The sequence below is a fragment of the Streptomyces sp. NPDC006743 genome (assembly GCF_040703815.1).
GTDB lineage: Bacteria > Actinomycetota > Actinomycetes > Streptomycetales > Streptomycetaceae > Streptomyces.
On the sequence record NZ_JBEYJA010000037.1, the window covers coordinates 61,505 to 82,489 of the forward strand.

The 20,985-nt window shown below is 72.0% G+C and carries 19 protein-coding genes; 7 read left to right on the forward strand and 12 right to left on the reverse strand.

Features of this window, described 5'->3' with window-relative positions:
• Positions 1–260 precede the first annotated feature (260 nt).
• Positions 261–890 carry an NADH oxidase gene (locus ABZ719_RS26200; protein WP_366727612.1) on the forward strand — a complete coding sequence of 210 codons (630 nt, stop codon included), beginning with the start codon at positions 261–263 and terminating at the stop codon, positions 888–890.
• 36 nt (positions 891–926) lie between these two features.
• Here ABZ719_RS26200 and ABZ719_RS26205 read toward each other — a convergent pair whose 3' ends face one another.
• From ABZ719_RS26205 to ABZ719_RS26245, 9 genes are all read right to left on the reverse strand, one after another.
• Complete coding sequence (locus ABZ719_RS26205; RefSeq protein ID WP_366727613.1) at positions 927–1,535, reverse strand: response regulator transcription factor; 609 nt, start codon at positions 1,533–1,535, stop codon at positions 927–929.
• A gap of 105 nt (positions 1,536–1,640) precedes the next feature.
• On the reverse strand, positions 1,641–2,879 hold the full coding sequence (locus ABZ719_RS26210; RefSeq protein ID WP_366727614.1) for a histidine kinase: 1,239 nt from the start codon (positions 2,877–2,879) through the stop codon (positions 1,641–1,643).
• A 130-nt stretch (positions 2,880–3,009) separates the two neighbouring features.
• The gene (locus ABZ719_RS26215; protein ID WP_366727630.1) at positions 3,010–5,307 is read right to left on the reverse strand and encodes a TOMM precursor leader peptide-binding protein; all 2,298 of its coding nucleotides are present in this window, start codon (positions 5,305–5,307) and stop codon (positions 3,010–3,012) included.
• Positions 5,304–5,711, reverse strand: coding sequence for a hypothetical protein (locus ABZ719_RS26220; RefSeq protein ID WP_366727615.1), 408 nt, complete (start codon positions 5,709–5,711; stop codon positions 5,304–5,306). Before ABZ719_RS26220 ends, ABZ719_RS26215 begins: the two co-directional genes overlap by 4 nt.
• A 109-nt stretch (positions 5,712–5,820) precedes the next feature.
• Complete coding sequence (gene rfbB, locus ABZ719_RS26225) at positions 5,821–6,852, reverse strand: dTDP-glucose 4,6-dehydratase (RefSeq protein WP_366727616.1); 1,032 nt, start codon at positions 6,850–6,852, stop codon at positions 5,821–5,823.
• A 33-nt stretch (positions 6,853–6,885) separates the two neighbouring features.
• Positions 6,886–7,782, reverse strand: a complete 897-nt coding sequence (gene rfbA, locus ABZ719_RS26230) for a glucose-1-phosphate thymidylyltransferase RfbA (protein WP_037859022.1) — start codon at positions 7,780–7,782, stop codon at positions 6,886–6,888.
• 1 nt (position 7,783) lies between these two features.
• Positions 7,784–8,389: a dTDP-4-dehydrorhamnose 3,5-epimerase gene (gene rfbC, locus ABZ719_RS26235; RefSeq protein WP_366727617.1), complete on the reverse strand. Its 606-nt coding sequence runs from the start codon at positions 8,387–8,389 to the stop codon at positions 7,784–7,786.
• The gene (locus tag ABZ719_RS26240; protein ID WP_366727618.1) at positions 8,389–9,489 is read right to left on the reverse strand and encodes a DegT/DnrJ/EryC1/StrS family aminotransferase; all 1,101 of its coding nucleotides are present in this window, start codon (positions 9,487–9,489) and stop codon (positions 8,389–8,391) included. The genes rfbC and ABZ719_RS26240 overlap by 1 nt, the downstream gene beginning before the upstream one ends.
• A 48-nt stretch (positions 9,490–9,537) precedes the next feature.
• Entirely contained in the window at positions 9,538–10,530 is a 993-nt protein-coding gene (locus tag ABZ719_RS26245) for an NAD-dependent epimerase/dehydratase family protein (RefSeq protein WP_366727619.1), read from the reverse strand.
• A gap of 316 nt (positions 10,531–10,846) precedes the next feature.
• Here ABZ719_RS26245 and ABZ719_RS26250 point away from each other — a divergent pair, with 316 nt between their 5' ends.
• The 3 genes from ABZ719_RS26250 to ABZ719_RS26260 all read left to right on the forward strand — a co-directional run bounded on the left by ABZ719_RS26250 (position 10,847) and on the right by ABZ719_RS26260 (position 14,500).
• Complete coding sequence (locus tag ABZ719_RS26250) at positions 10,847–12,334, forward strand: MFS transporter (protein WP_366727620.1); 1,488 nt, start codon at positions 10,847–10,849, stop codon at positions 12,332–12,334.
• A 350-nt stretch (positions 12,335–12,684) separates the two neighbouring features.
• On the forward strand, positions 12,685–13,827 hold the full coding sequence (locus ABZ719_RS26255) for a glycosyltransferase (RefSeq protein WP_366727621.1): 1,143 nt from the start codon (positions 12,685–12,687) through the stop codon (positions 13,825–13,827).
• A gap of 253 nt (positions 13,828–14,080) precedes the next feature.
• Positions 14,081–14,500 (forward strand): ester cyclase, encoded by a 420-nt coding sequence (locus ABZ719_RS26260; RefSeq protein ID WP_366727622.1) that lies wholly within the window; start codon positions 14,081–14,083, stop codon positions 14,498–14,500.
• Between the two features lie 196 nt (positions 14,501–14,696).
• Here ABZ719_RS26260 and ABZ719_RS26265 read toward each other — a convergent pair whose 3' ends face one another.
• From ABZ719_RS26265 to ABZ719_RS26275, 3 genes are all read right to left on the reverse strand, one after another.
• Positions 14,697–15,155 carry a MaoC family dehydratase gene (locus tag ABZ719_RS26265; RefSeq protein WP_366727623.1) on the reverse strand — a complete coding sequence of 153 codons (459 nt, stop codon included), beginning with the start codon at positions 15,153–15,155 and terminating at the stop codon, positions 14,697–14,699.
• On the reverse strand, positions 15,155–16,252 hold the full coding sequence (locus ABZ719_RS26270) for a type III polyketide synthase (protein ID WP_366727631.1): 1,098 nt from the start codon (positions 16,250–16,252) through the stop codon (positions 15,155–15,157). The genes ABZ719_RS26265 and ABZ719_RS26270 overlap by 1 nt, the downstream gene beginning before the upstream one ends.
• Before the next feature lie 449 nt (positions 16,253–16,701).
• Entirely contained in the window at positions 16,702–18,126 is a 1,425-nt protein-coding gene (locus ABZ719_RS26275; RefSeq protein WP_366727624.1) for an NDP-hexose 2,3-dehydratase family protein, read from the reverse strand.
• Positions 18,127–18,283: 157 nt separating this feature from the next.
• Here ABZ719_RS26275 and ABZ719_RS26280 point away from each other — a divergent pair, with 157 nt between their 5' ends.
• The 3 genes from ABZ719_RS26280 to ABZ719_RS26290 all read left to right on the forward strand — a co-directional run bounded on the left by ABZ719_RS26280 (position 18,284) and on the right by ABZ719_RS26290 (position 20,864).
• On the forward strand, positions 18,284–18,910 hold the full coding sequence (locus ABZ719_RS26280) for a dTDP-4-dehydrorhamnose 3,5-epimerase family protein (protein ID WP_366727625.1): 627 nt from the start codon (positions 18,284–18,286) through the stop codon (positions 18,908–18,910).
• A gap of 215 nt (positions 18,911–19,125) precedes the next feature.
• The gene (locus ABZ719_RS26285) at positions 19,126–19,938 is read left to right on the forward strand and encodes an AfsR/SARP family transcriptional regulator (RefSeq protein ID WP_366727626.1); all 813 of its coding nucleotides are present in this window, start codon (positions 19,126–19,128) and stop codon (positions 19,936–19,938) included.
• A gap of 23 nt (positions 19,939–19,961) precedes the next feature.
• Positions 19,962–20,864: a nucleotide disphospho-sugar-binding domain-containing protein gene (locus tag ABZ719_RS26290; RefSeq protein WP_366727627.1), complete on the forward strand. Its 903-nt coding sequence runs from the start codon at positions 19,962–19,964 to the stop codon at positions 20,862–20,864.
• Positions 20,865–20,985 lie beyond the last annotated feature (121 nt).

Here is a 20,985-nt window from a genome sequence, read left to right on the forward strand (position 1 = left end):
GGGCCGGCACGGTCCGTGACGGGCGCCACGGTTGCCGGACGCCGACCATTGGGCCAGAGCGGCCTCAAGAAGGACTGGATCGCGCCGCCGGAGCACCTGGCGGGCGGGGGCGGTGCGGGACCCGTGATTTCCTCATGCCTTCGGTGTGATCTGTTCGCTGCCCAGGGCGCCGTGCGCGGTTCCATACTCAAGGACGCGAGCGGGCCGGTGGGCGGAGCCGCACCTCCGCCGGTCCCGCCGCTCCGAGGAGGTGGTTGACCGTGACTCCCCACGCGGAAGACGCCCCCCTGCGCATCCACCACCTGTGGTCTCTGCGCGAGGACACGGTGGTCGGCTGGGACGAGGAAGGGCGGGCGCTGGTGCTCAGCGGCCCGCAGGGCACCGAGCGGGTCGAGGACCCGGGGCCCGCCGTGGCCGAGGCGCTGCGCCGGATGGAACTCGGTCCCGTACTGCTCGCCAACCTGCCGCCGCCGGAGGGCCGCACGACGCCCGGGCACGAGACGTTCACGGTGGTCCTGTCCGTGCTCCGCGGGATCTCCCCCATGGTGATCAGGACACTGTCCCTGGACGATCTCCGCGGGCCGGTGCTCTCCGTGGTGCCGGTGGGCCGCAGCGCCCGCTTCGCCACCGTCCGGCTGCCGGCGTGGCGCCGGGTGCGGCTGCGGCCCACCGCGACGATCACCGTGCGGGGCAACACCTTCCTCGTGCAGTGCCACACCCTGGGGCACCGGGTGGAGATCCACCGCCCGGAGGCGATGTGGGTGGTGTCGCTGCTGGCCTGGCCCATGACGCCGGAGGCGATGGTCGAGGTGCTTCCGCTGCCCGCCGAGCTGACCCTGGAGATCCTCGGCTATCTGGCCGGAGCCGGGCTGACGGTGGCCGCGGCCTGACCGCCCCGCCGCGCGGCGGGCAGGCGGCGGGGCCGGTCAGAGCAGCCAGCCCGACTCGCGGGCGATGCGGATCGCGTCGACCCGGTTACGCGCGTTGAGCTTGGTCACGGTGGTGGTGAGGTAGTTGCGCACCGTGCCCACCGAGAGCCGCAGGTGTGCGGCGATCTCCTGCGGTTCTGTGCCCTGCGCGGCCAGTTGCAGCACCTCGGTCTCGCGGGTGGTCAGCGGGCTCTCCGCGCCGCCCCAGGCGGCCAGGGCCAGTTGCGGGTCGACCACCCGCTGGCCGGCGGCGACCCGGCGCACGGCGTGGGCGAGTTCGGTGGGCGGGGCGTCCTTGAGGAGGAAGCCCGCCACGTGTGCGGACATCGCCCGGCGCAGGGTGCCGGGGCGCCCCAGGCTGGTGAGGATCAGGGCCCGGCACTCCGGGAGACGCTCGTGCAGCAGCTCGGCCGCGCTCAGGCCGTCGAGCCCCGGCAGGTCGATGTCGATGATGGCCACGTCCGGCCGGTGTTCGCGCGCCGCGCTCAGGATCTCGTCGCCGCGTTCCAGCTCGGAGACCACCGTCAGGTCTTCCTCCAGATCGAGCAGAGCCACCAGCGCGCCGCGGACCATGTGCATGTCCTCGGCCAGCAGGATCCGTATCATCGTCGCTTTTCCCCGTTCCCCCGCCGACTGCGTACGCTGGATGCTACTCAAGCGTATAGCCGCCGTCGTTTTTCCGTCAGTACGCAAAGATCACGCCAAGACTCCTCACGCGATGTTGTCGGCCCTGCCGTACGTCGCCTTGCCGGCCGCGCCCCGCCCCGGAAACATGTCGCCCGAGCGCGCCGCCTGGAGCGGTGCCTCGGCGGTGATCCGGAAGGTGTCCGCGCCCGAACCGTCGTGCAGGCGCCGCACGATCAGCCGCCCTCCGATGTCCTCCAGCCGCTGCTGGAGGTTGCCCAGGCCGCTGCCGCTGTGCGGCGAGGAGGGGGCCTGGTGACCGGTCACCAGACCGTCGTTGACGATCGTGAGGCGGACGAGACCGTCCTCGACCCGCGCGGAGATCCGGCAGTACGAGGCCTTGGAGTGCCGCAGCAGATTGGTGACGCCCTCCCGCAGCACCGTGGCCAGCACGGTGGACGTGGCCGGTCCCAGCCGCCCGATGGCCTCATGGGTGTCGACCGTGACCGAGACCCTGGCGGCGGCCAGCACCGACTCGGCGGAGGTGAGTTCGGAGTTGAGGTACATCTCCCGGTAGTCGCGGGCGACCCGGCGCACGTCGGCCAGCGCCTGCCGGGAGATGCCGAGCACCTCGTCGACCTCCTTGCGGGCCCGGAGCGGGTCGGCCGGGATGAGGCGGTGGATCAGCTCGTTCTTGAGGGTGATCGCGGAGAGGCTGTACCCGAGCAGGTCGTGCAGGTCCCTGGAGAACCGCAGCTGCTCGTTGCTGACGGCGAGCCGGGCGAGGTCGGTGCGGGCCCGGTGCAACTGGTCGACCAGGGCGGTCAGCCGGCTCAGCCCGTACACCACGAGACCGGTGAGCGCGGTGGTCTGGCACATGTACACGATGTCGACGACCGCGAGGTGGTGCAGGCACCCGGGCATGAGCAGGCTGAGCGTCGTCAGCCCGTACAGCGTCCAGCCCGACCTGGCCGGCAGGAGCAGCAGCACGGATCCGGCGAAGAACCCCGCCATCGCGCCCCAGGGCACCCCGAACCAGATCAGCGGCAGATAGGAGAGGACACCCTGCGCGGCCAGGGTGAGGAGCTTGCTGCGCGGCCGTGCCGCGGAGGCGCCGGGTGCCGAGTGCACGAGCTGGAGCAGGAACACCAGGATCAGGCAGGCGACGGCGAGGGCCAGATTATAGGGACCGAGCGGCTGGGACAGGATGTTGAGGAAGGTGATGCCCAAATAGCATGCGAGCGCGGCCAGCAGAATGCCGCGGGCGGTTCTTGTGAACGTCTGGCCGGAATGTGCTGCGTGTCCGTTCGGGTCCTTACCGTTCATCGCTCGTCCGAGCCCCCCGCCCGTCTCTCCATCCCGGTTCAGATGGAACCGGCGTCATTCTAGGCAGAGTACGGTCAACGGCTGGCGAATTTTCTACCCGGATCCCGTTCCCCTGTCCGAAAGTATTCGGTCAAACGAAGAGCGGGATCGGATTGAGCTGCTCGTACGGCGTAGGGCCGGCGAGGCGTCCGAGCGCGACCGGTACGTCGAAGAGTCTGCCCGGCGCGTACCGGGCCCAGAAGTGTCTGAGCCCCGGCACCACGACCTTGACCACCGGCATTCCGATGTCCGGCCGGGTCTGGTCCAGGACGAGCAGGTCCAGGCCTTTGGCGCGGACGAGTTCGGTGACGGCCCGGACGTCGTCGAGCAGATCGGTGCGCGCCGCGTAGGGCCAGTGGCCGGGAGTACGCGGCCGGGTGGCCGGATCCGGCGCCAGGTACGGCTGGTTGGCGAGCGTCGCCTCGCGCCACCAGCGGACCGGCAGGGGGTCCTTGACGCGGTACCCCTCGCCGGGGCGGCACGCGCCCACGGCGGGCAGCAGCTGCCCCATCTCGGTGAGCGCCCTGCGCAGCGCGATGGCTGGATCGAAGTGGGCGCCGAAACCGAAGACGATGTCCTCGGTGGACCCGTCGGTGCGCCGGGAGAGGGCCACCATCGCGGGGATGCCGAAGTCGGAGGTGAGGTCCAGCGCCCACAGCTCCCGGCCCAGCTTCCGGTACCCCGCGCGCAGCCGCCCGATGTACGGCTCGTCGAACGCGTCCAGGTCGACCGCCGGCTGCCGGGTGCGGTTGTACCACCACAGGGCCACCGCGTCCCGCTCCACCAGCTCCAGGAAACCCTGCAGCAGGGCGTCCTCCGGGCTGCTGCCCGCCGCGTTGCCGTTGGAGTCGGCCAAGGGCCCGTGCGGAGCCGGGGCGCCGGCGGGGAAGTAGAGCATCGACGTCGGCAGCAGCCGCCTGCGCCGCTCGGTCAGGGACCACACGGGAGCCCACTCCACCGGCCGGTTCTCGTCGAAGGGCTCGGGCACGTGGTGGAAGGGCGAGCCCGAGCGGTTCCAGCGGTCCCGCTCGCGGAACTGCCGCTCCGCGTACAACTGGCAGGAGTTGGGGTGGATGGCCTCGTCGCCGAGCGCGCGCAGGGTGTCCACCACGACCGGTTCGTCACCGTGCCGTGTGCCGCTGTAGCGCTCCACCGCCTCGCACAGCGCACTCGTACGGGCCTCGGCGTCGGTCAGGCCCTTGCCGCCGCTGAGCGAGCGCAGCCCGGCCAGGCCGTTGTCCCGCATCGCGAGGTTGCGCCCCGACACGTATGTGGTGGCGAACTCCGGTGCGCCCGGAGAGGGTTCGAGCATCGGGACGATGCCGGTGACCGGGCTCACCAGGTGCCCGTAGCGCTTCAGCAGCTGGTCGGGACTGAGGGCCCGGTGACCGCTGCCGCCCTGGCCCGCCTTGGGCCGCGACACCGGGACGAACGGGGCGGACACCCGCCGCGCCGTCAGTCCGGGGTCCCCGCAGGAGGCGCACTGGGGGACACGGGAGACGGCGTGGACCCTGGTCTCCAGCCGCAGGGTGTCGAGCGTACGGACGGAGCCCTGGTCGGCGTAGCGCAGCCCGGCCAGCCACTTGGCGGCCTCCAGGACCACGCTCTGCGCGGCCAGGGCGCGGCCCGCCGGCAGTGAGGCGGCCGGCCGGCCCAGCGGGCGGTCGAGCCCCAGCGCCTGCTGGAGCGGTGCCTCGTACCCGCGGTGCTGTGCGAGCCGGGCGGCCAGACACGACCAGCAGGGCCCCTCGTCCGGCTGGAAGAACGGGCCGATCCACGGTTCGTAGCCGCACAGCCGGGCGAGCAGCCACGGCCTGCCCGCCGCCCGGTGCTCGACGTCGACCCGCTTCAGCTCCGGGGAGAGGTAGTCGTCGCACAGGACCAGCGTGAGGTCCCCGTCGGCCTCGGTCACCGTGACGCCGGACCCGGCGCCCGCGGCGAGCACCGGTCCCGCGTCCACACCGGCGAGCGGCAGGACGCGGAGCCGGGCGCCGGCGAGCCCCGCCGCCGCCCGGGCGCCGTCCAGGCCGGCCAGGTCCCAGTACGCCTCGGCGACCGGGTCGGTGTCCGTCGCGGCCGGGGCCGGCTGCTCGAAGCGGAGCAGTCCCGCCTCGCTGAGCAGGTGCAGACCGCCCTGGGTCTCCTCGGCGCTCAGCGCGGGTGCGGCGGCGTGCAGGATCTCGGTGAGTGACCGGGTGCCGTCGAGCAGCGGGACGAGCACCTCGGCGAGGGCGCCGCGCAGGGCGGTGACGCCCCGGCGGGAGACCAGGTAGGTCGCCTCGCCGGGGACGTTCGCGGGACGTAGGTGGTGCCTGAAGCCCACGAGGGTGGAGCCGTCCTGTAGGGCGGCCGGTCCGGATCTCCAGGAGTGCGGCGAGCCGGAAGTCATATCCACGCCCCGGCGACCGCGTCCTCCTGGACGGCCACGGGATCCGCGGTCCGCTCCCCGCCCGCGTCGGCGGACGCGGTGTGGGCGCAGAACGTGAACATGGGGTCGTCGGACGGGTCGGGCTGGGCGCAGAAGGTGAACTGGGCGTGGTCGACCGGGTCGGGCTGGGCGCAGAACGTGAACTGGACGTGGTCGGCCGCGGCGGCCGGGGTGCGGAACGTGAGCCGGGGGGTGGCGCCGTCGGGTGCGGCGCCGCCGGCGTAGGTGTAGGTGAACTGCACGGTGGAGCCGGCGGAATGGTCGAGGGTCTCGACCACCAGGAGCGGGCGGGCGGTAGCCGTTCCGGTGACGCGCGTCGAGCGAGGCGAGACGAGATCGTCGGAAGTGATGCTGGCGTGGCTCATCGGAGAAGATCCTGACTGACGTGGTCGGCTGGTGCTCCAATGGCCGGGATTCTTCGCGGAGCGGGCGGCTGACGGACAGTGTCCGGATCATCGGCGACGGGTGAAGTTCTCATTCAAGTGGAGGCTCCACCTCCGTCAACCGCTGCCTCAGCGGTTCCCACCAGCTCCGGTTCTCCCGGTACCAGCGCACAGTTTCGGCCAGACCCTCCTCGAAGCTCCTGCGGGGTGCGTAGCCCAGTTCCTCGCGGATCTTCGTGCAGTCGACCGAGTAGCGGCGGTCGTGTCCCTTGCGGTCCTCGACCTGTTCGACACTGCCCTCCCAGGTGGCGCCGCATGCCGCGAGCAGCGCTTCGGTCAGCTCCCGGTTGGAGAGTTCGGTGCCGCCGCCGATGTTGTAGACCTCGCCCGCGCGGCCCCGGGTGCGGACCAGTTCGATGCCCTGCACGTGGTCGTCGATGTGCAGCCAGTCGCGGACGTTGCCGCCGTCGCCGTACAGCGGGACCTTCCTGCCGTCGAGCAGGTTGGTCACGAACAGCGGGACGACCTTCTCGGGGAACTGGTGGTGGCCGTAGTTGTTGGAACAGCGGGTCACCCGGACGTCGAGACCGTGGGTGCGGTGGTACGACAGCGCGATCAGGTCGCTGGAGGCCTTCGCCGAGGAGTACGGCGAGTTCGGCCGCAGCGGGTGGCTCTCGGGCCAGGAGCCCTCGTCGATCGAGCCGTACACCTCGTCGGTGGAGATGTGCACGAAGACCTCGACGCCGGCCCGGTGCGCCGCGTCGACGAGGGTGTGCGTGCCGACCACGTTGGTGCGCACGAACTCCGCGCCGCCGTCGATCGACCGGTCGACGTGCGACTCGGCGGCGAAGTGCACCACCTGGTCGTGCTCGGCCATCAGCTTCCCGACCAGCTCGGGCGAGCAGATGTCCCCCTCCACGAAGGAGAACCGCGGGTGTGCCCGTACCTCGTCGAGGTTGGCCGGATTGCCCGCGTACGTCAGCTTGTCCAGGACGGTGACCGAGACGTCGCCGGGGCCCTCGGGCCCCAGCAGCGTACGGACGTAGTGGGAGCCGATGAAGCCGGCCCCGCCGGTCACCAGGATGCGGGTGGTGGCCGGTGCGGCCGGTGGGATCGGGTGCATGGGGCGGGCTCCTCGGTCGGCAGGGGACGTGTGTCAGGCGGCGCGGACGGCCGGACGCGGGATGCGGCGGGAGGCCACCTCGGTGACGTAGGCGCCGTAGTCCGTACCCCGCATCTCCTCGCCCAGGCGCAGGCACTGCTCGGGCGTGATGAAGCCGAGGTTGAGCGCCAGTTCCTCCAGGCAGGCGATGAACTCGCCCTGCCGCTGCTCGACCAGCTGGACGTACTGGGCCGCCTGGAGCAGCGAGTCGTGGGTGCCCATGTCCAGCCAGGCGAAGCCCCGGCCGAGCGGGGTGAGCTGGGCCCGCCCCTGCGCCAGGTAGGCCAGGTTGACGTCGGTGATCTCCAGCTCGCCCCGGGCCGAGGGGGAGAGGTTCTTGGCGATCCCGACCACGTCGTTGTCGTAGAGGTACAGTCCGGTCACCGCGAGGTTGGAGCGCGGGTGGCGCGGCTTCTCCTCCAGCGACAGCAGCCGGCCCTGCTCGTCGATCTCCCCGATCCCGTAGCGGTGCGGGTCGCGCACCCGGTAGCCGAACAGCGCCGCGCCGTCGAGCCGGCGCACCGCGTCGCCGAGGATCTCCGAGAAGCGCGGCCCGTGGAAGATGTTGTCGCCGAGCACCAGCGCGACCTGATCGCCGTCGATGAAGTCGGCGCCGATGAGCAGTGCTTCGGCGATGCCGCGGGGCTGGTCCTGCTCGGCGTAGGAGATGTTCAGGCCGAGCCGGGAGCCGTCCCCGAGCAGGGTGCGGAAGCTGTCCGAATGGTCCTTGGACGAGATCAGCAGGATGTCCCGGACACCGGCCAGCATCAGGACGGAGAGCGGGTAGTAGATCATGGGCTTGTCGTAGACCGGCAGGATCTGTTTGGACAGCGCACCGGTCAGCGGGCGCAGCCGGGTGCCGCTGCCCCCGGCGAGGATGATGCCCTTCATCTCAGGCGTCCCTCCACTGCCGTTCGAGCCGGGTGCTCACCTCGTACCGCGGCAGCAGGCCCTGCTCCGCGGCCTGGGCCAGCGTGGGCGCCACCGTGTCCCGCTCGGAGTAGACCGGCGTGATGTCCTGCGGGATCGGCAGACCCAGCGCCGGGTCGGTGACCGAGATCGCCAGCTCGTGCTCGGGCACATAGCTGGCGGTGACCATGTACGACATCACCGTGTCGTCCTCCAGCGCGATGAACGCGTGGCCCAGACCGACCGGGAAGTACGTGGCCCGGAAGTCGTGCTGGTCCATCAGCACCACGTCCCACTTCCCGAAGGTGGGCGAGCCCACCCGGATGTCCACCACGATGTCCAGGGCCGAACCCTTGGGGCAGTAGACGTACTTGGCGCAGCCGGGCGGGGTCAGCGTGTAGTGCACACCGCGCACCACACCGCGCCTGGACCGGCTGTGGTTGGTCTGGGTCACCGGGAAGCGCGTGTTCCCGGTGGCCTCGGCCCAGGCCGGTCCCTGGAACGGGGAGAGGAACAGCCCGCGCTCGTCGGGGAAGACGGTGGGGGTGAACTCCAGGGCTCCGGCGACGGCCAGTTCGCGGACCTTCATCACAGCACCTCCTTCAGGGCGGCGATGACCTTGTCCTGCAGGCCGGCCGGCAGCGACGGGTACATCGGCAGCGAGAAGATCTCGCCCGCCAGCTTCTCCGTCACCGGCAACGACCCCTTCCGGTACCCGAGATGGGCGAAGCCGGTCATGGTGTGCACCGGCCACGGGTAGCTGATGTTGAGGTTGATGTCGTACGCCTTGAGCGCCTCGAGGATCCGGTCCCGCTCGGGGTGGCGGACCACGTAGACGTAGTAGACGTGCGTGTTGCCCTCGTTGACCTTCGGCAGGATCAGGCCGGTGCCGCCCAGCGCCTCCTGGTAGCGGCGGGCGACCTCCTGGCGGCCGGCCACGTAGGCGTCGAGCCGGGTCAGCTTGCGGCGCAGGATCTCGGCCTGCACCTCGTCCAGGCGGCTGTTGTGGGCCGGCGTCTGGACCGTGTAGTAGACCTTCTCCATGCCGTAGTAGCGCAGCTTGCGCAGCTCGGCCTCCACGTCGGCGCGTGAGGTGACCACGGCTCCGCCGTCGCCGTACGCGCCGAGCACCTTCGTCGGGTAGAAGGAGAAGGCGGCGGCGTCGCCGGTGGTGCCCGCGAGCCTGCCCCGCTGGGTGGCGCCGTGCGCCTGCGCGCAGTCCTCCAGGAGCGCCAGACCGTACCGGTCGGCCAGGGCCTTCAACGGCTCCAGGTCCACGCACTGGCCGTAGAGGTGGACCGGGAGCAGCGCCTTGGTGCGCTCCGTGATCGCCGCCTCGACCTGGCCGACGTCCATCAGGAAGTCGTCCTCGTGGACGTCGACGAAGACGGGTGTGGCACCGGTGCCGTCGATCGCGACGACCGTGGGCGCCGCGGTGTTGGACACCGTGATCACCTCGTCGCCCGGGCCGACCCCGAGGGCCTGCAGGGCGAGTTTGAGCGCGTTGGTCCCGTTGTCGACACTGACGCAGTGCCGCGCGCCGTGGTACGCCGCGAACTCCTCCTCGAAGCCCTTGACGCTGTCGCCGAGCACCAGCGTGCCGGACGAGAAGACCTTCTCGACGGCCTCGAGGATGTCCTCGCGCTCGCTGTGGTATTCGGGCAGGTAGTCCCATACATAGGTGGTCATGCGCGTTCCTTCTCCTGTCGTCGTTCTGGTCCTGCGGGCGCGGGGAGTTCAGCGGCGGGCGTGCGGTACGGCGGATCCCAGGGCGGCCACCGTGCGTTCCAGGCCCTCGTCGAGACCGACCAGCGGACGCCAGCCGGTCACCGAGCGGAACGGGGCGGAGTCGACGGTCACGCTCAGGAAGTCGGTCTCGGGGGCGTGCGCGGGCGGCTGCACCGAGACGACCGGGACGGCGGGGGCACCGGTACGGGCCGCCGCGTGCCGGGCCACCGCGCGGAAGACGTCACCGAGCGCGTCACCGCGTCCGGTGCCCACCAGCCAGGCGCGGCCGGCCAGCTCGGCGGGATGGTCCAGGGTGGCGGCGAACGCGGCGGCGACGTCGGCGATGTGGACCAGGTCGCGGCGGACGGTGCCGTCGTGCCACAGGGTGATCTCCTCGCCGGCCAGCGCCCGGCGGGCCATCGCCGCGACCACCCCGCGGTCCGCGGTGCCCGGCACGGTCCCCTCGCCGTACACGGTGGGCAGTCTGAGGCTGACTCCGCGGACCGCTCCGGCCTCGCTCGCCGCGAGCAGCAGCCGTTCCGCGGTCAGCTTCTGCTCGTCGTACACCGTCAGCGGCCGGTCCGGCTCGCTGCCGTCGAGCGGCTCCCGCGGCGGGGCGCCGACCTGTCCGGTGGTGCCCGCGTAGACCACCAGCGGTGGCCGGCCGGGGTCCGCCACCACGTCCAGCAGGTCGCGCATCACCCCGACGTTGACCCGCTCGCCGCCCGGTTCGGCCGACGCCCGCCAGCCGCCCTCGCACAGCAGCAGGTGGATCACCACGTCCGCGTCCTTGACGGAGGCGGCCAGGGCGTCCGGGTCGGTGAGGTCGGCGGTGACCACCTCGACCTCCGCGCGGGCGTCGTCCGGCACGGCGGCCGGGCGCCGGGCCACCGCGCGCAGGCGCAGGTCGCGGCCGGCCAGCGCGGCGAGCACGGCCGAGCCCACGAAGCCGGTGGCGCCGAGCACGGCCACCAGGGGCCGGTCGGTCGGTTCCGTTGTCATGCGGGTGCCTCCCAGGGCGGGCGGATGGATGCGGTGCGGCCGGTACGCGAGGGCGCCTCGAGCGGTGCGGGCCCCACGGCCTGCCCGGGTCCCGCCGGCCCCGATGCTGCTGCCGTCCGATCGGGTGCGGGCGGAGAAGCGCTGGAGGCGGCCCCGGCGCGGGCGGCGCGGACCACGGCTCGACCGGTGCTTGAGACCGGCTGCCTAGTCTCGGCGCGACGTCTTGCGCCGGTCCGCGGCGGACCGGCGCCTCGCCACCGACCGCGCGAGGAGAACCGTCGCCCCTCCATGGTGAAGTCGGGAAGGAAATCCCTGAATGAGTACTGACAAAGCCGCCGTCGGCGGCGGTGCGGCCGAGGCGGGGAAGTCGCCGGGCACCACCACGCTGATCACGGGCCTGACCGCTTTCATGGCAGGGCTCGACAACCTGGTGGTCGTCACCGCGCTGCCCACCATCAGGGAGAAGCTCGGCGGCAGCCTGCAGGACCTGGAATGGACGGTGAACGCCTACACGCTGTCGTTCGCCGTGCTGATGATGTTCGGTGCGGCCCTCGGCGACCGGTTCGGCCGCCGCCGGGTGTTCACCGCCGGTCTGCTGCTGTTCACGGCGGCGTCGGCCGCGGCCGCCCTGGCACCCGGCATCGGCGAACTGATCGCCGCCCGCGCGGTGCAGGGCGCCGGCGCGGCGATCATCATGCCGCTCTCCCTCACCCTGCTCACCCACGCGGTGCCCGCCGCGAAACGGGGTGCCGCCCTCGGTGTCTACGGGGCGCTCAACGGGCTGGCCATCGCGGGCGGCCCGCTGGTGGGCGGTGTCGTGGTGGAACACATGTCCTGGCAGTGGGTCTTCTGGATCAACGTGCCGGTGGGCCTGCTGCTCGCTCCGGCCGCCTGGCGCGGTCTGGCCGAGAGCCGCGGCGCGAACAGCCGCCTGGACGTGCCGGGCACGCTCCTGGTCAGCATCGGCATCCTCGGCCTCGTCCACGGCCTGATCCGGGCCGGCGGCCACGGCGGCTGGGGCGCCTGGCAGGTCGTCGGCTCCCTGCTGGCCGGCGTCGTGGTGGTGGCCCTGTTCGTCCTGTGGGAGCGGCGCAGCAGCGCGCCGATGCTGCCCATGGGCATGTTCCGCAACCGGGCCTTCAGCGCCGTCAACGCCGGCGGTCTGCTGATGTCCGTCGGGATGTACGGCGTGGTCTTCCTCATCACGCAGTTCATGCAGACCATCCAGCACCTGTCACCGGCCCAGGCGGGCGTGCGGATGCTGGCCTGGACGGCGATGCCGCTCCTGGTGGCACCCGTCGCGGGCATCCTGTCGGACCGGATCGGCGGACGGCCCGTGGTCGTCTTCGGACTCGCGCTGATGGCCGCCGGGTTCGCCTACTGGGCGCTGGTGATGAGCCCGGACGTGTCCTACGCCGGGCAGCTGCCCGGCTTCGTCCTGGGCGGCGTGGGCGTCGCCTGCTTCTTCGCCCCGCTCCTCAACCTGACGATGAGTTCCGTGGCCGAATCCGAGCAGGGCATCGCCTCCGGCTCGACCTCGGCCACCCAGGAACTGGGCGCGGCGCTCGGCGTGGCGCTGCTCGCCGGCGTCTTCAGCCACAGCGGCGGCTACACCTCGGGACGGGACTTCGTCGACGGCTTCGTGCCCGCCCTGTGGGTCGGTGCGGCGGCCATGGCACTGGGCGCGGTCGTGATGCTCTTCGCCACCCGGCCCGCCGACGCGCAGGGGCGGCCCGGTGGCGGAGCGGAGCGTGCCGAACCGGCCCGGGAGGCGGCCGAACCGGCCCCCGTGGCCGGCAGCTGACACCTCACCGGCCGGCCCGCGGCCCCCACACGACGCCGCGGCGCGGGGCGCGGCGGTCACCGTCGCCGCGTCCCCCGCCATCCGTCATCACGTCGTCCGTAGTCCGTAGTCCGTAGTCCGTAGTCAAGTCTTCCGTGGTCACGTCATCCGTCCTCAAGTCCTCTGCGACCACGTCACTTACCACGCGTCATCACGCCGCCCACGGTCACCCGTCGTCACTGATCGCGGTCACCCCTCATCACTGATCACTTCTTCCGTCATCACTGCTCACCTCCTCCTCATCACGCCACCGGCAGAAAGGCCGTCGCGACATGAAGGTTCTCTTCGCAAGCCTTGGAAACTACGGACACATGTTCCCCCTGGTGCCGCTCGCCCAGGCGGCTCAGGAGGCCGGGCACGAGGTGTGGTTCGCCACCAGCGAGCCGTTCCACCCGATCCTGGAGAAGGCGGGACTGCGGCCGCTCACCGCGGGGCTCACCGTCCCCGAGGCGTTCATCGAGGCGGCCGGCGGCCAGGCCTTCCTGGAGGCCAACGGCGGTGCCGTACAGGCCAGTGACGTGCCGCCCGAGGTACTGGCGGGCCTGGCCGTGAAGGCGTTCGGCTCGGTGCTGCCGCGCAGTGTGGCCGCGGACCTCGCCCCCGTCCTCGACTCGGTCCGGCCCGACCTGCTCGTGTACGAGATCCTCAACCCGGGCGCGGCCTTCGCGGCCGTCGCGGCGGGCGTGCCCGCCGTCTGCCACGGCATCGGGCGGGTCTCCTACGACGACACCATGGATCCGCTGGTCCAGCAGGAGCTGTACGCCACGGCGAGCGACCTGGGGGTGGCCGGCAAGATCGGCCAGAGCCGCACCCTGGGCAACCCGTACCTCGACATCTGCCCGCCCGCCGTGCAGAACCAGGACTTCCTGGACTCGGACGTCCAGCGGATCCCGCAGCGGTCGGTCCCCTTCGCCGAGCCGGGCGAACTGCCCGCGCGGGTCACCGAGGGAGAGGGGCCGCTGGTCTATCTCAGCCTCGGCACCGTGCTCGGCTCCGCGGAGTTGCTGCGCACCGCGATCGACGGCCTGCTGCCGCTGGACGTGCGCGTCCTGGTCGCGTCCCCCGTGGTGGATCCGGCCGCGCTGGGCGAACTGCCGGACCGGGTCGTCGTGCTCCCGTGGGTGCCGCAGGCCGAGGCACTGCGGCACGCCACCGCCGTCGTCCACCACGGCGGCGCGGGCACCACCCTGGCCGTGCTGGCCGCGGGGCTGCCCGCGCTGATCCTGCCGCAGCCCGGGGACGACGGCCCCGACAACGCGGCCGCGGTGCGCGCCACCGGGGCGGGCCGGGTGCTGCCGGCCCCGGAGGTGTCCGCCGAGGCGGTGGAGGCCGAGATGCGCACCCTGCTGGGCGACGGCGCCCACCAGGAGGCCGCCCGCCGTGTCGCCCGCGAGATGGCGGCCATGCCCGAGCCGGCCGAGACGGTCGCGCGGTTCCCCGAGTTCGTCCGCTGACCGGGCCCCGGTACGCACCGCGCCCCGCGCTCGCCGCGAGCGCGGGGCGTGCTGCATACCGGGGTGCCGGGCCGGGGCCCGGCACCCCTGCGGGCCGTGCGGGACCCCGCGGGGCCGAGGCCGCGGGCGCGGTCCCGCCGCGGCGGTCACCGGGTTCGTGGAACGGGGTTGTTCCCAGCTCCAGGGTGGCTCGACCGCCGGTGGCGATGCTCGGACCGACCGTTCTTCTCCGACCCAGCCGAAAGAGACCACCATGTCGAAGAACCACCACGCTCTGGTCCAGCACTTCGTGGACATGATCAACACCCATGACGTCAGCACCATGCCGGAGCACACGGCGCCCGGCCACATCGACCACAACCCGGTGGTGGCCGACGGCATCGAGGCCAACCAGGCCTTCTGGGTCGGGGTGTTCGCCGCCTTCCCCGACATCAGGGCCGTGGCGCACGACATCGTCGCGGAAGGGGACAGGGTGGCCGGCCGCTTCGAGTACACCGCGACCCACCAGGGCACGTTCCTCGGCGTCCCGGCGACCGGCCGCACGGTGAGCTTCCAGTCCATCGACATCTGGCGGGTGGAGGACGGCCTGCTCGCCGAGCACTGGGACCAGCTGGACATGGGCGACATCTTCCGGCAGCTGGGGGTCGACCCGGCGGCCGTCGCGCACGCGTAGGAGAAGGGCGCCGGACGACGTGGCCGAGGTGGACGGGCGAGCGGGCAGGGGCCGGCCCGCCCGGCCGTGCGGCCGGAGGTACTCACATCCCGTACCGGGTGAGCCGTGGGCACCGCGGGAGGCCGTCGGACCTGCGCCGGCCGCCCTGCGGAAGCGGCGGCCCGCTGTCACGGGCGCGCGGTGGGGCCGCCGGCTGTCATCCGTCTGTTGTTCGGGGGACCACGAGAGTGCGGGTGAAGGTCATGACGAGCGTGTCGTGTTGGTTGCGGCCGCGGGTTTCGACGGTGACCAGCCCGCGCTCGGGCCGGTCGGGGACGACGTTCTTGGCGAGAATCTCACTTTCGGCGTACAGGGTGTCCCCGTGCATGAGGGGATGGCAGTGGTCGATCTTCTCGAAACCGCGGTGGGTGATGGCCTTACCCGCGACATCCGCCTCCGACAGGCCCAGAAGCAGCGAGAAGATGTAGCTGCCGATGACGAGGGGCTGCTTGTGGCGGGTGGCGGTGCTCGCGTAGTGGGCGTCCAGGTGGAGCGGGTGGCGGACCATGGTCAGCAGGGAGAACAGGTGGTGGTCGTACTCGGTGACGGTCTTCCCCGGCCAGTGCCGGTGGACGGCGCCCACCTCGAACTCCTCGAAGGTTCTGCCGAAGCTCATCACGCCTCGCCTTCCGCTGACAGCGGCGACACCTGCGGTGTCGTGCTCGCGCTCGTGTGCCAGGTGCCCAGGGCCAGTTCCATGGTGATGCCGGGGCCGAAGCCGGCGATCACGCCGCCGGCGCCTTCGCGGGGTCGGCTGTCGGCGGTACGGCGCAGGACGTCGAAGACGGCCGCCGAGGCCACGTTGCCGTGATGGGACAGGGTGTGCCGGCTGTCGGCGAGTCCGGCGTCGGGAACGCCGCCGTGGGTGCGCATGGCGTCCAGAACGCGGGGGCCGCCCGTGTGCACGACGTAGAAGTCCAGCTCCGGCAGCCGCAGGCCGTTCTTCTCGATGAAGGCGTTCAGCTGAGGCATCATCCGCCGCATGGTCCCCGGCACACCCTTGTCGAGGCGGAAGTGGAAGCCGGTGTCCTTGACCTCGTAGGCGATCCAGGCGCTGGTACCCGGCAGCACGTGAGAGGTCTGCGCGTGCAGCCGTACCCCCGTGCCTTCACCGTCACCGCGTACCACGGCGGCGGCGACGGCGTCGCCGAACAGTCCGTTGGACAACAGGCTGCTGACGTCGTGGTCTTCGGGCTGGTAGCACAGGGAACAGAACTCGCAGGAGACGATCAGGGCGTTGGCGCCCGGGTGGGCCACGCAGTAGTCGCTCGCGCGGTTGATCGCCGCGGTTCCCGCGGCGCAGCCGAGTTGCGCGATGGGCAGCTGCACGGTGTCGGTGCGGAGCCCCAGCTCGTTGATCATCCACGACGTGAGCGAGGGCATCATGAACCCCGTGCAGGAGACCAGCACGATGACGTCGATGTCCTCGGCCCGCAGTCCGGCATGGGCGAGCGCGTCACTGATCACCGCAGGCAGGCGTTTCTTGGCTTCGCTCTCGAAGACGCGATTGCGGTGAGTGAATCCGGTGTGCCGCAGGATCTCGTCGACCGGACGGATGGTGTGCCGCTTGATCACGCCGGTGTTCCTGATCAGGCGGAGCACCAGCGGCAGTTGCGGGTGGTCCGGGTGCAGCCGCGCGGCGAGCGCCAGCGTTTCCTCTTGGGTGATCACATGCTCGGGTACGGCGACGGCAGGCCTGCACAGCAGGGGCAGCGGCATGTCACCCACCCCCCGTGACACGCACTCGGCATGGACCATGCCCTCGGCCTCGGCCGCGCAGTGCGCACCGTGCCCGCCGTTCGCGGTCGCCGAGCCGCCAGGGACACGGCGCGACGGCGCTGACGTGCCCTTGTCCGCTGTGAGGACGGCCGTTCCGGGGCTCCCTAAGTGTTCCTGGACCCGTTCGTCCATCGCGACGTCGCTGTGTCTCATGCTTTCCCTTTCCTCACAGCAGAGGCCGGCGGGCGGTTCGCCTTGTGCGGGGCCGTACGTCTGCACGCCTCGGTGTTCACTTGTGTAACGCACCTGCCGGGCCTTCGGTTCACCTCCTCGACTCGCCCGCCACGCAACGGCACCGTCTGCCTCCTGGACGGCACCGTGACGCCCGCCCGCGGCCGCGGCGCCGCGGCCACGAGCGGGAACCGCCGTCGCTCGACCCGCCTTCAGTCCCTCCAGCGGGCGGACTCCCCCCGTACCGCACGGGTCGCGCGCAGTGCGGCGATCAGGGTGCGCGCCTCGATGTTCACGTAGTTGCCGTGCAGCAGCAGGCCGCCGAGCTGTTCCTCGGTCACCCAGATGAACTCCTCCGGCACGTCGAGCGGGAACTCGTCCCCGGCCTCCACCAGCACGTAGCGGTTGTCGGCGTGGTGGAAGCGGCCGCCCTCCTCGGACTGCACCGAGTCGAACAGGATCCGTTCCCGCGGCGCGCCGAGGACCAGGTCCAGGTAGCGGGGCCGGTCCCCGGGCGGCAGCGACAGCGCGCGGCCCGGCTGGCACTGCACCGTCGGCCCCAGTTCGGCCACGTTCAGCACCCCGGCCTCCGACCTGGCCTGTGCCAGCAGGTGGGGCACGCCCGCGACCCGGCGCACCAGGAACGCGGCCAGGCCCCGCTCGGCCGGTGCGAGCAGCGGCTGCGACCAGTGCGTCACCTCACGGTTGGTGGCGCGTATGTCCGCGGCGAGCAGCGTGAAGTGGTGCCCCGACTCGTGGGCGATCTCGTCGTCGGTGCGCCGCCAGTGGGCGACCTCCGCCAACGGTACGGACCGCTGGACCAGTTCACGCCGTGACTTCACCTCGGTGAGCCGGCCCAGGACCTCCTGGAGCGAGTACAGCGGGCGCCCGCCGCCGGTGAACGAGGGGATCTGCGACAGCACGGTCCGGGCGTCCATGTTCAGCACGTTGTCCTCGTGCAGCAGCCCGTACAGCTGCCCGAGGGTCAGCCACACGAAGTCCTCGTGCGCGGGGACCTCGCCGACCGCCTCCACGACCACGTTCCGGTTGCGCTTGCGCAGGAACCAGGCGCCCTGCTCGGACTGCAGCGAGTCGAACAGCACCCGGCTGCCCCGGCCGCCCTGGCGCGGCGGCACGAAGTGCTCCAGGTAGCGGACCGCCGAACCCCCGTGCACCCCCGTGTAGTTGCTGCGGGTCGCCTGGACGGTCGGTGACAGCTGCACCGTCTCCAGGTTGCCCGGCTCCATCTTGGCCTGCATCAGGCAGTGCAGGACGCCGTCGAACTCCTTGACCACGATGCCCAGGATCCCGATCTCGGGCTGGTTGATGATCGGCTGCGTCCAGCTGCTCTCCCGTCCGTTCCAGGAGGTGCGCACGTCCAGCCCCTCGATCGAGAAGAACCGTCCGCTCTCGTGCACCAGGTTGCCGGTGCCGTCCTGGAAGTGCCATCCGGCGAGCGCGGAGAACGGGATGCGCCGTACGTCGTAGCGCTTGGCGCGGCGCTGGGCGGTGAACCAGCGGCGGAACCCGGCGTTGGACGTGATGGCGCTGTCGTGTGCCTGCGCGGACAGCGCGAAGCGCAGCGCGAGGTCCGCGGTCGTCTCGGAGGGCACCCCTGGGGTCGCGGCGATCGTCATGGACGGGCTCCTTCGCGTGGGCTCGTGCGCGGGGACAGGGACCACGACCCTCCTGCACCCCGATCGCCTACGGCTGGAGAGAGCCTCGAGACGGGGGAGCGAACGCCGTACGCAGCGCTCCAGCCGGTCTTGAGCAGCACCGTCTACCCTCGCCGGCATGGACTTCCGCAGCCTGGAGATCAGCGAACTCGCCCTCCCGGACGTGTTCCTGATCTCGTCGCGGGCCGTCGAGGACGACGTCGTGGTCCGCTACGAGGCGTTCCGCGAGGACTGCGTCGAGGAAGCGATCGGACGACCCTTCGCGATCCGGTACAGCGACCTGTCGGTCGCCCGGCGCCGGGTGCTGCGCGGCATCCACGGCAGCACGGGCCCGGACGGCCGCGCCAGGCTGCTGTGCTGTGTGCGGGGAGCCGCCGTCCACGTCGTGGTGGACCTGCGCGTCGGATCCCCGGACTACGGCCGGTACGAGACGCTCTGGCTGGACCACCGCACCGCGGCCGGGGTGTTCGTCCCGGAGGGGCTCGGCCACGCCTGGCTCGCCCTCGAGGACGACACGGTCGTCGCCTGCCACAGCTCCCGGCCGTACACCGCGGGCGCCGCCTACACGGTCAGCGCACTCGACCCGGCCCTCGCGCTGCCCTGGGGACTGACCAGGGCACCGGTGATGACCGACGACGACCTGGCCGCGCCCACCGCCGCCGAGGCGCTCGCCAGGGGGCTCCTGCCGGCCTACGAGGACTGCCTCGCGCTGTACGCCGGCTCCTTACCCGCCGCCACCGACTGAACCACCGGGCCCCGCGTGCCGTGACGGACACGCGGGGCCTCAGTCATGTCCGGGGCCCCTTCGGCCGGGCGGCCCGGGCGGTGACCGGAAACGGACCATGAATCGGTCACACGCCGGGCAGGACCAGGACACCCGGCAGAGGGGGAGTGACGCACTGTCCGCCCGGCGGGCCGCGTGGGAGGTTCGAGGTCCTACGACAGACAAGGGGGAGCCGCATGCGAATCTTCGTTCTGGGGTCTTTGGACGCCGAGCTGAGTGGCGTCCCGATCCTGCCCACGGCGGCGAAGCCGCGGCAGATCCTGACACTGCTCGCCATCTACGCCAACCAGGTCCTGCCGGTGTCCGCGCTGATGGAGGAGATCTGGGGCGACGCCCCGCCGCGCAGCGCGCTCACCACGCTGCAGACGTACATCCTCCAGCTCAGGCGCTGCATGGACAAAGCGCTGCAGGGCGAGCCCGGCGGCTCCAAGGAAGTGCTGCTGACCAGGCAGGGGGGATACCTCCTGCGCGCGGAGCCCGGCAGCATCGACGTGCACGAGTACGACCGGCTGTCCTCCCTCGGCCAGCGCGCCTACGACCGCGGCGACAACCAGAAGGCCGCGGAGCTGTTCCGGGAGGCCCTCGGCCTCTGGCGGGGCCCCGCCCTGGTCGACGTGCGCACCGGGCCGTTGCTGGAGATCGAGGCGATGCGGCTGGAGGAGAGCCGCCTCGGGATGATGGAGCGGCGCAACGACGTCGAACTGCGGCTCGGCCGCCACGCCGAACTGCTCACCGAGCTCACGGCGCTGACCGCCCGGCACCCGCTGCACGAGGGGCTGCACGCCCAGTCCATGGTGGCCTTCTACCGGGCGGGGCGCCCCTCCGCCGCCCTCCAGGTCTTCCAGAACCTGCGCGGCCACCTGGTGGAGGAACTGGGCATCGAGCCCTCACAGCGCCTTCAGCGTCTGCAGCGGGCCGTGCTCGGCAGCGATCCGGTGCTGGACATCGGTACCGGGACCGGGCGGCTGCTCGACCGCTTCACCGGGTGACTCCGCGAGGAGGATCCGTGCGCGTGCTGTTCTCCGGAGGCCTCGGCATGCCGGCCGTCCTGCGACTCGTCCTGCTCGCCAGGGCGATGCAGGCGGCCGGCAACGAGGTCCGGTTCTGCTGTCCGGCCCGGGCCCGCCACCGCGTGGTCCGGGCCGGACTCGTGCCGGTCCTGGCCGGGCCGCAGCGGTTCGGCCGGGCCTGGCGGCCCGACCTGGTGGTCCACGATCCGCTGTGCCCGGACTCGGCCGCCATGGCGGCCGAGTCCGGGGTGCCCACCATCGGCTACCTCCCCTACGCCCGGCCGCCGTCGTCGCCGCGGCCGACCGTCTGGATCGACCCCTGCCCGCCGCCGCTGCGGGAACGGCCGGAACCCGGTTCCTGGCAGGTGCGCTGCGACGCCTGGGAACCGCCGGGGAGGCCGGTGCCCCGGCTCCCGGCTCTCGCGCTGACCCCGCGCGTCTGCGTCACCGGGGCGCCGGTGGGGTCCCGGCCAAAGGACCGGCGCCGGGCGCGGCTCTTCCGGCGGGTCGCGGAGGGCGTCGAGAGCCTCGGCCTGCAACTGCTCGAACTGACCGGCGACGACCATCCCTGGAGCCTGCTGCTGCCCGGCTGCGTCGCCGTCGTGCACGGCGGCGACGAGGGGGTCGTGTACGCGGCGGCCCGGTTCGGCATCTCCCAGCTGGTGCTGCCCGCGGGGGAGGACGAGCGGCGGGCCGGAGCGCGTCTGGAGAAGGCCGGCATCGGCCGCTGTCTGTCCGAGGACGAGCTGGCGGGCGACCCCAGCATGCTGCGGCTGCGCTTCCACGTCGCCGAGCTGGTCAACGGCGGCCGTGTGCTGCCCGAGGCGGCCCGCCTGGGCCTGGCCATCGCCCGCATGCCGCAGCCCGCGGACCTCGTCGCGGACATCGAGGCGCTGGTGCGCTGAGAGCTGCGAACAAAAGGGGATTCCGGTCAGCTCGCGGCGTCCGGTGCGTGCGATCGCAAGGCGCCGGAAGGTCCTTGTAGCGGAGCTACCAGGGCCTTTCGGCAACGCCGCGAGCGTGCGT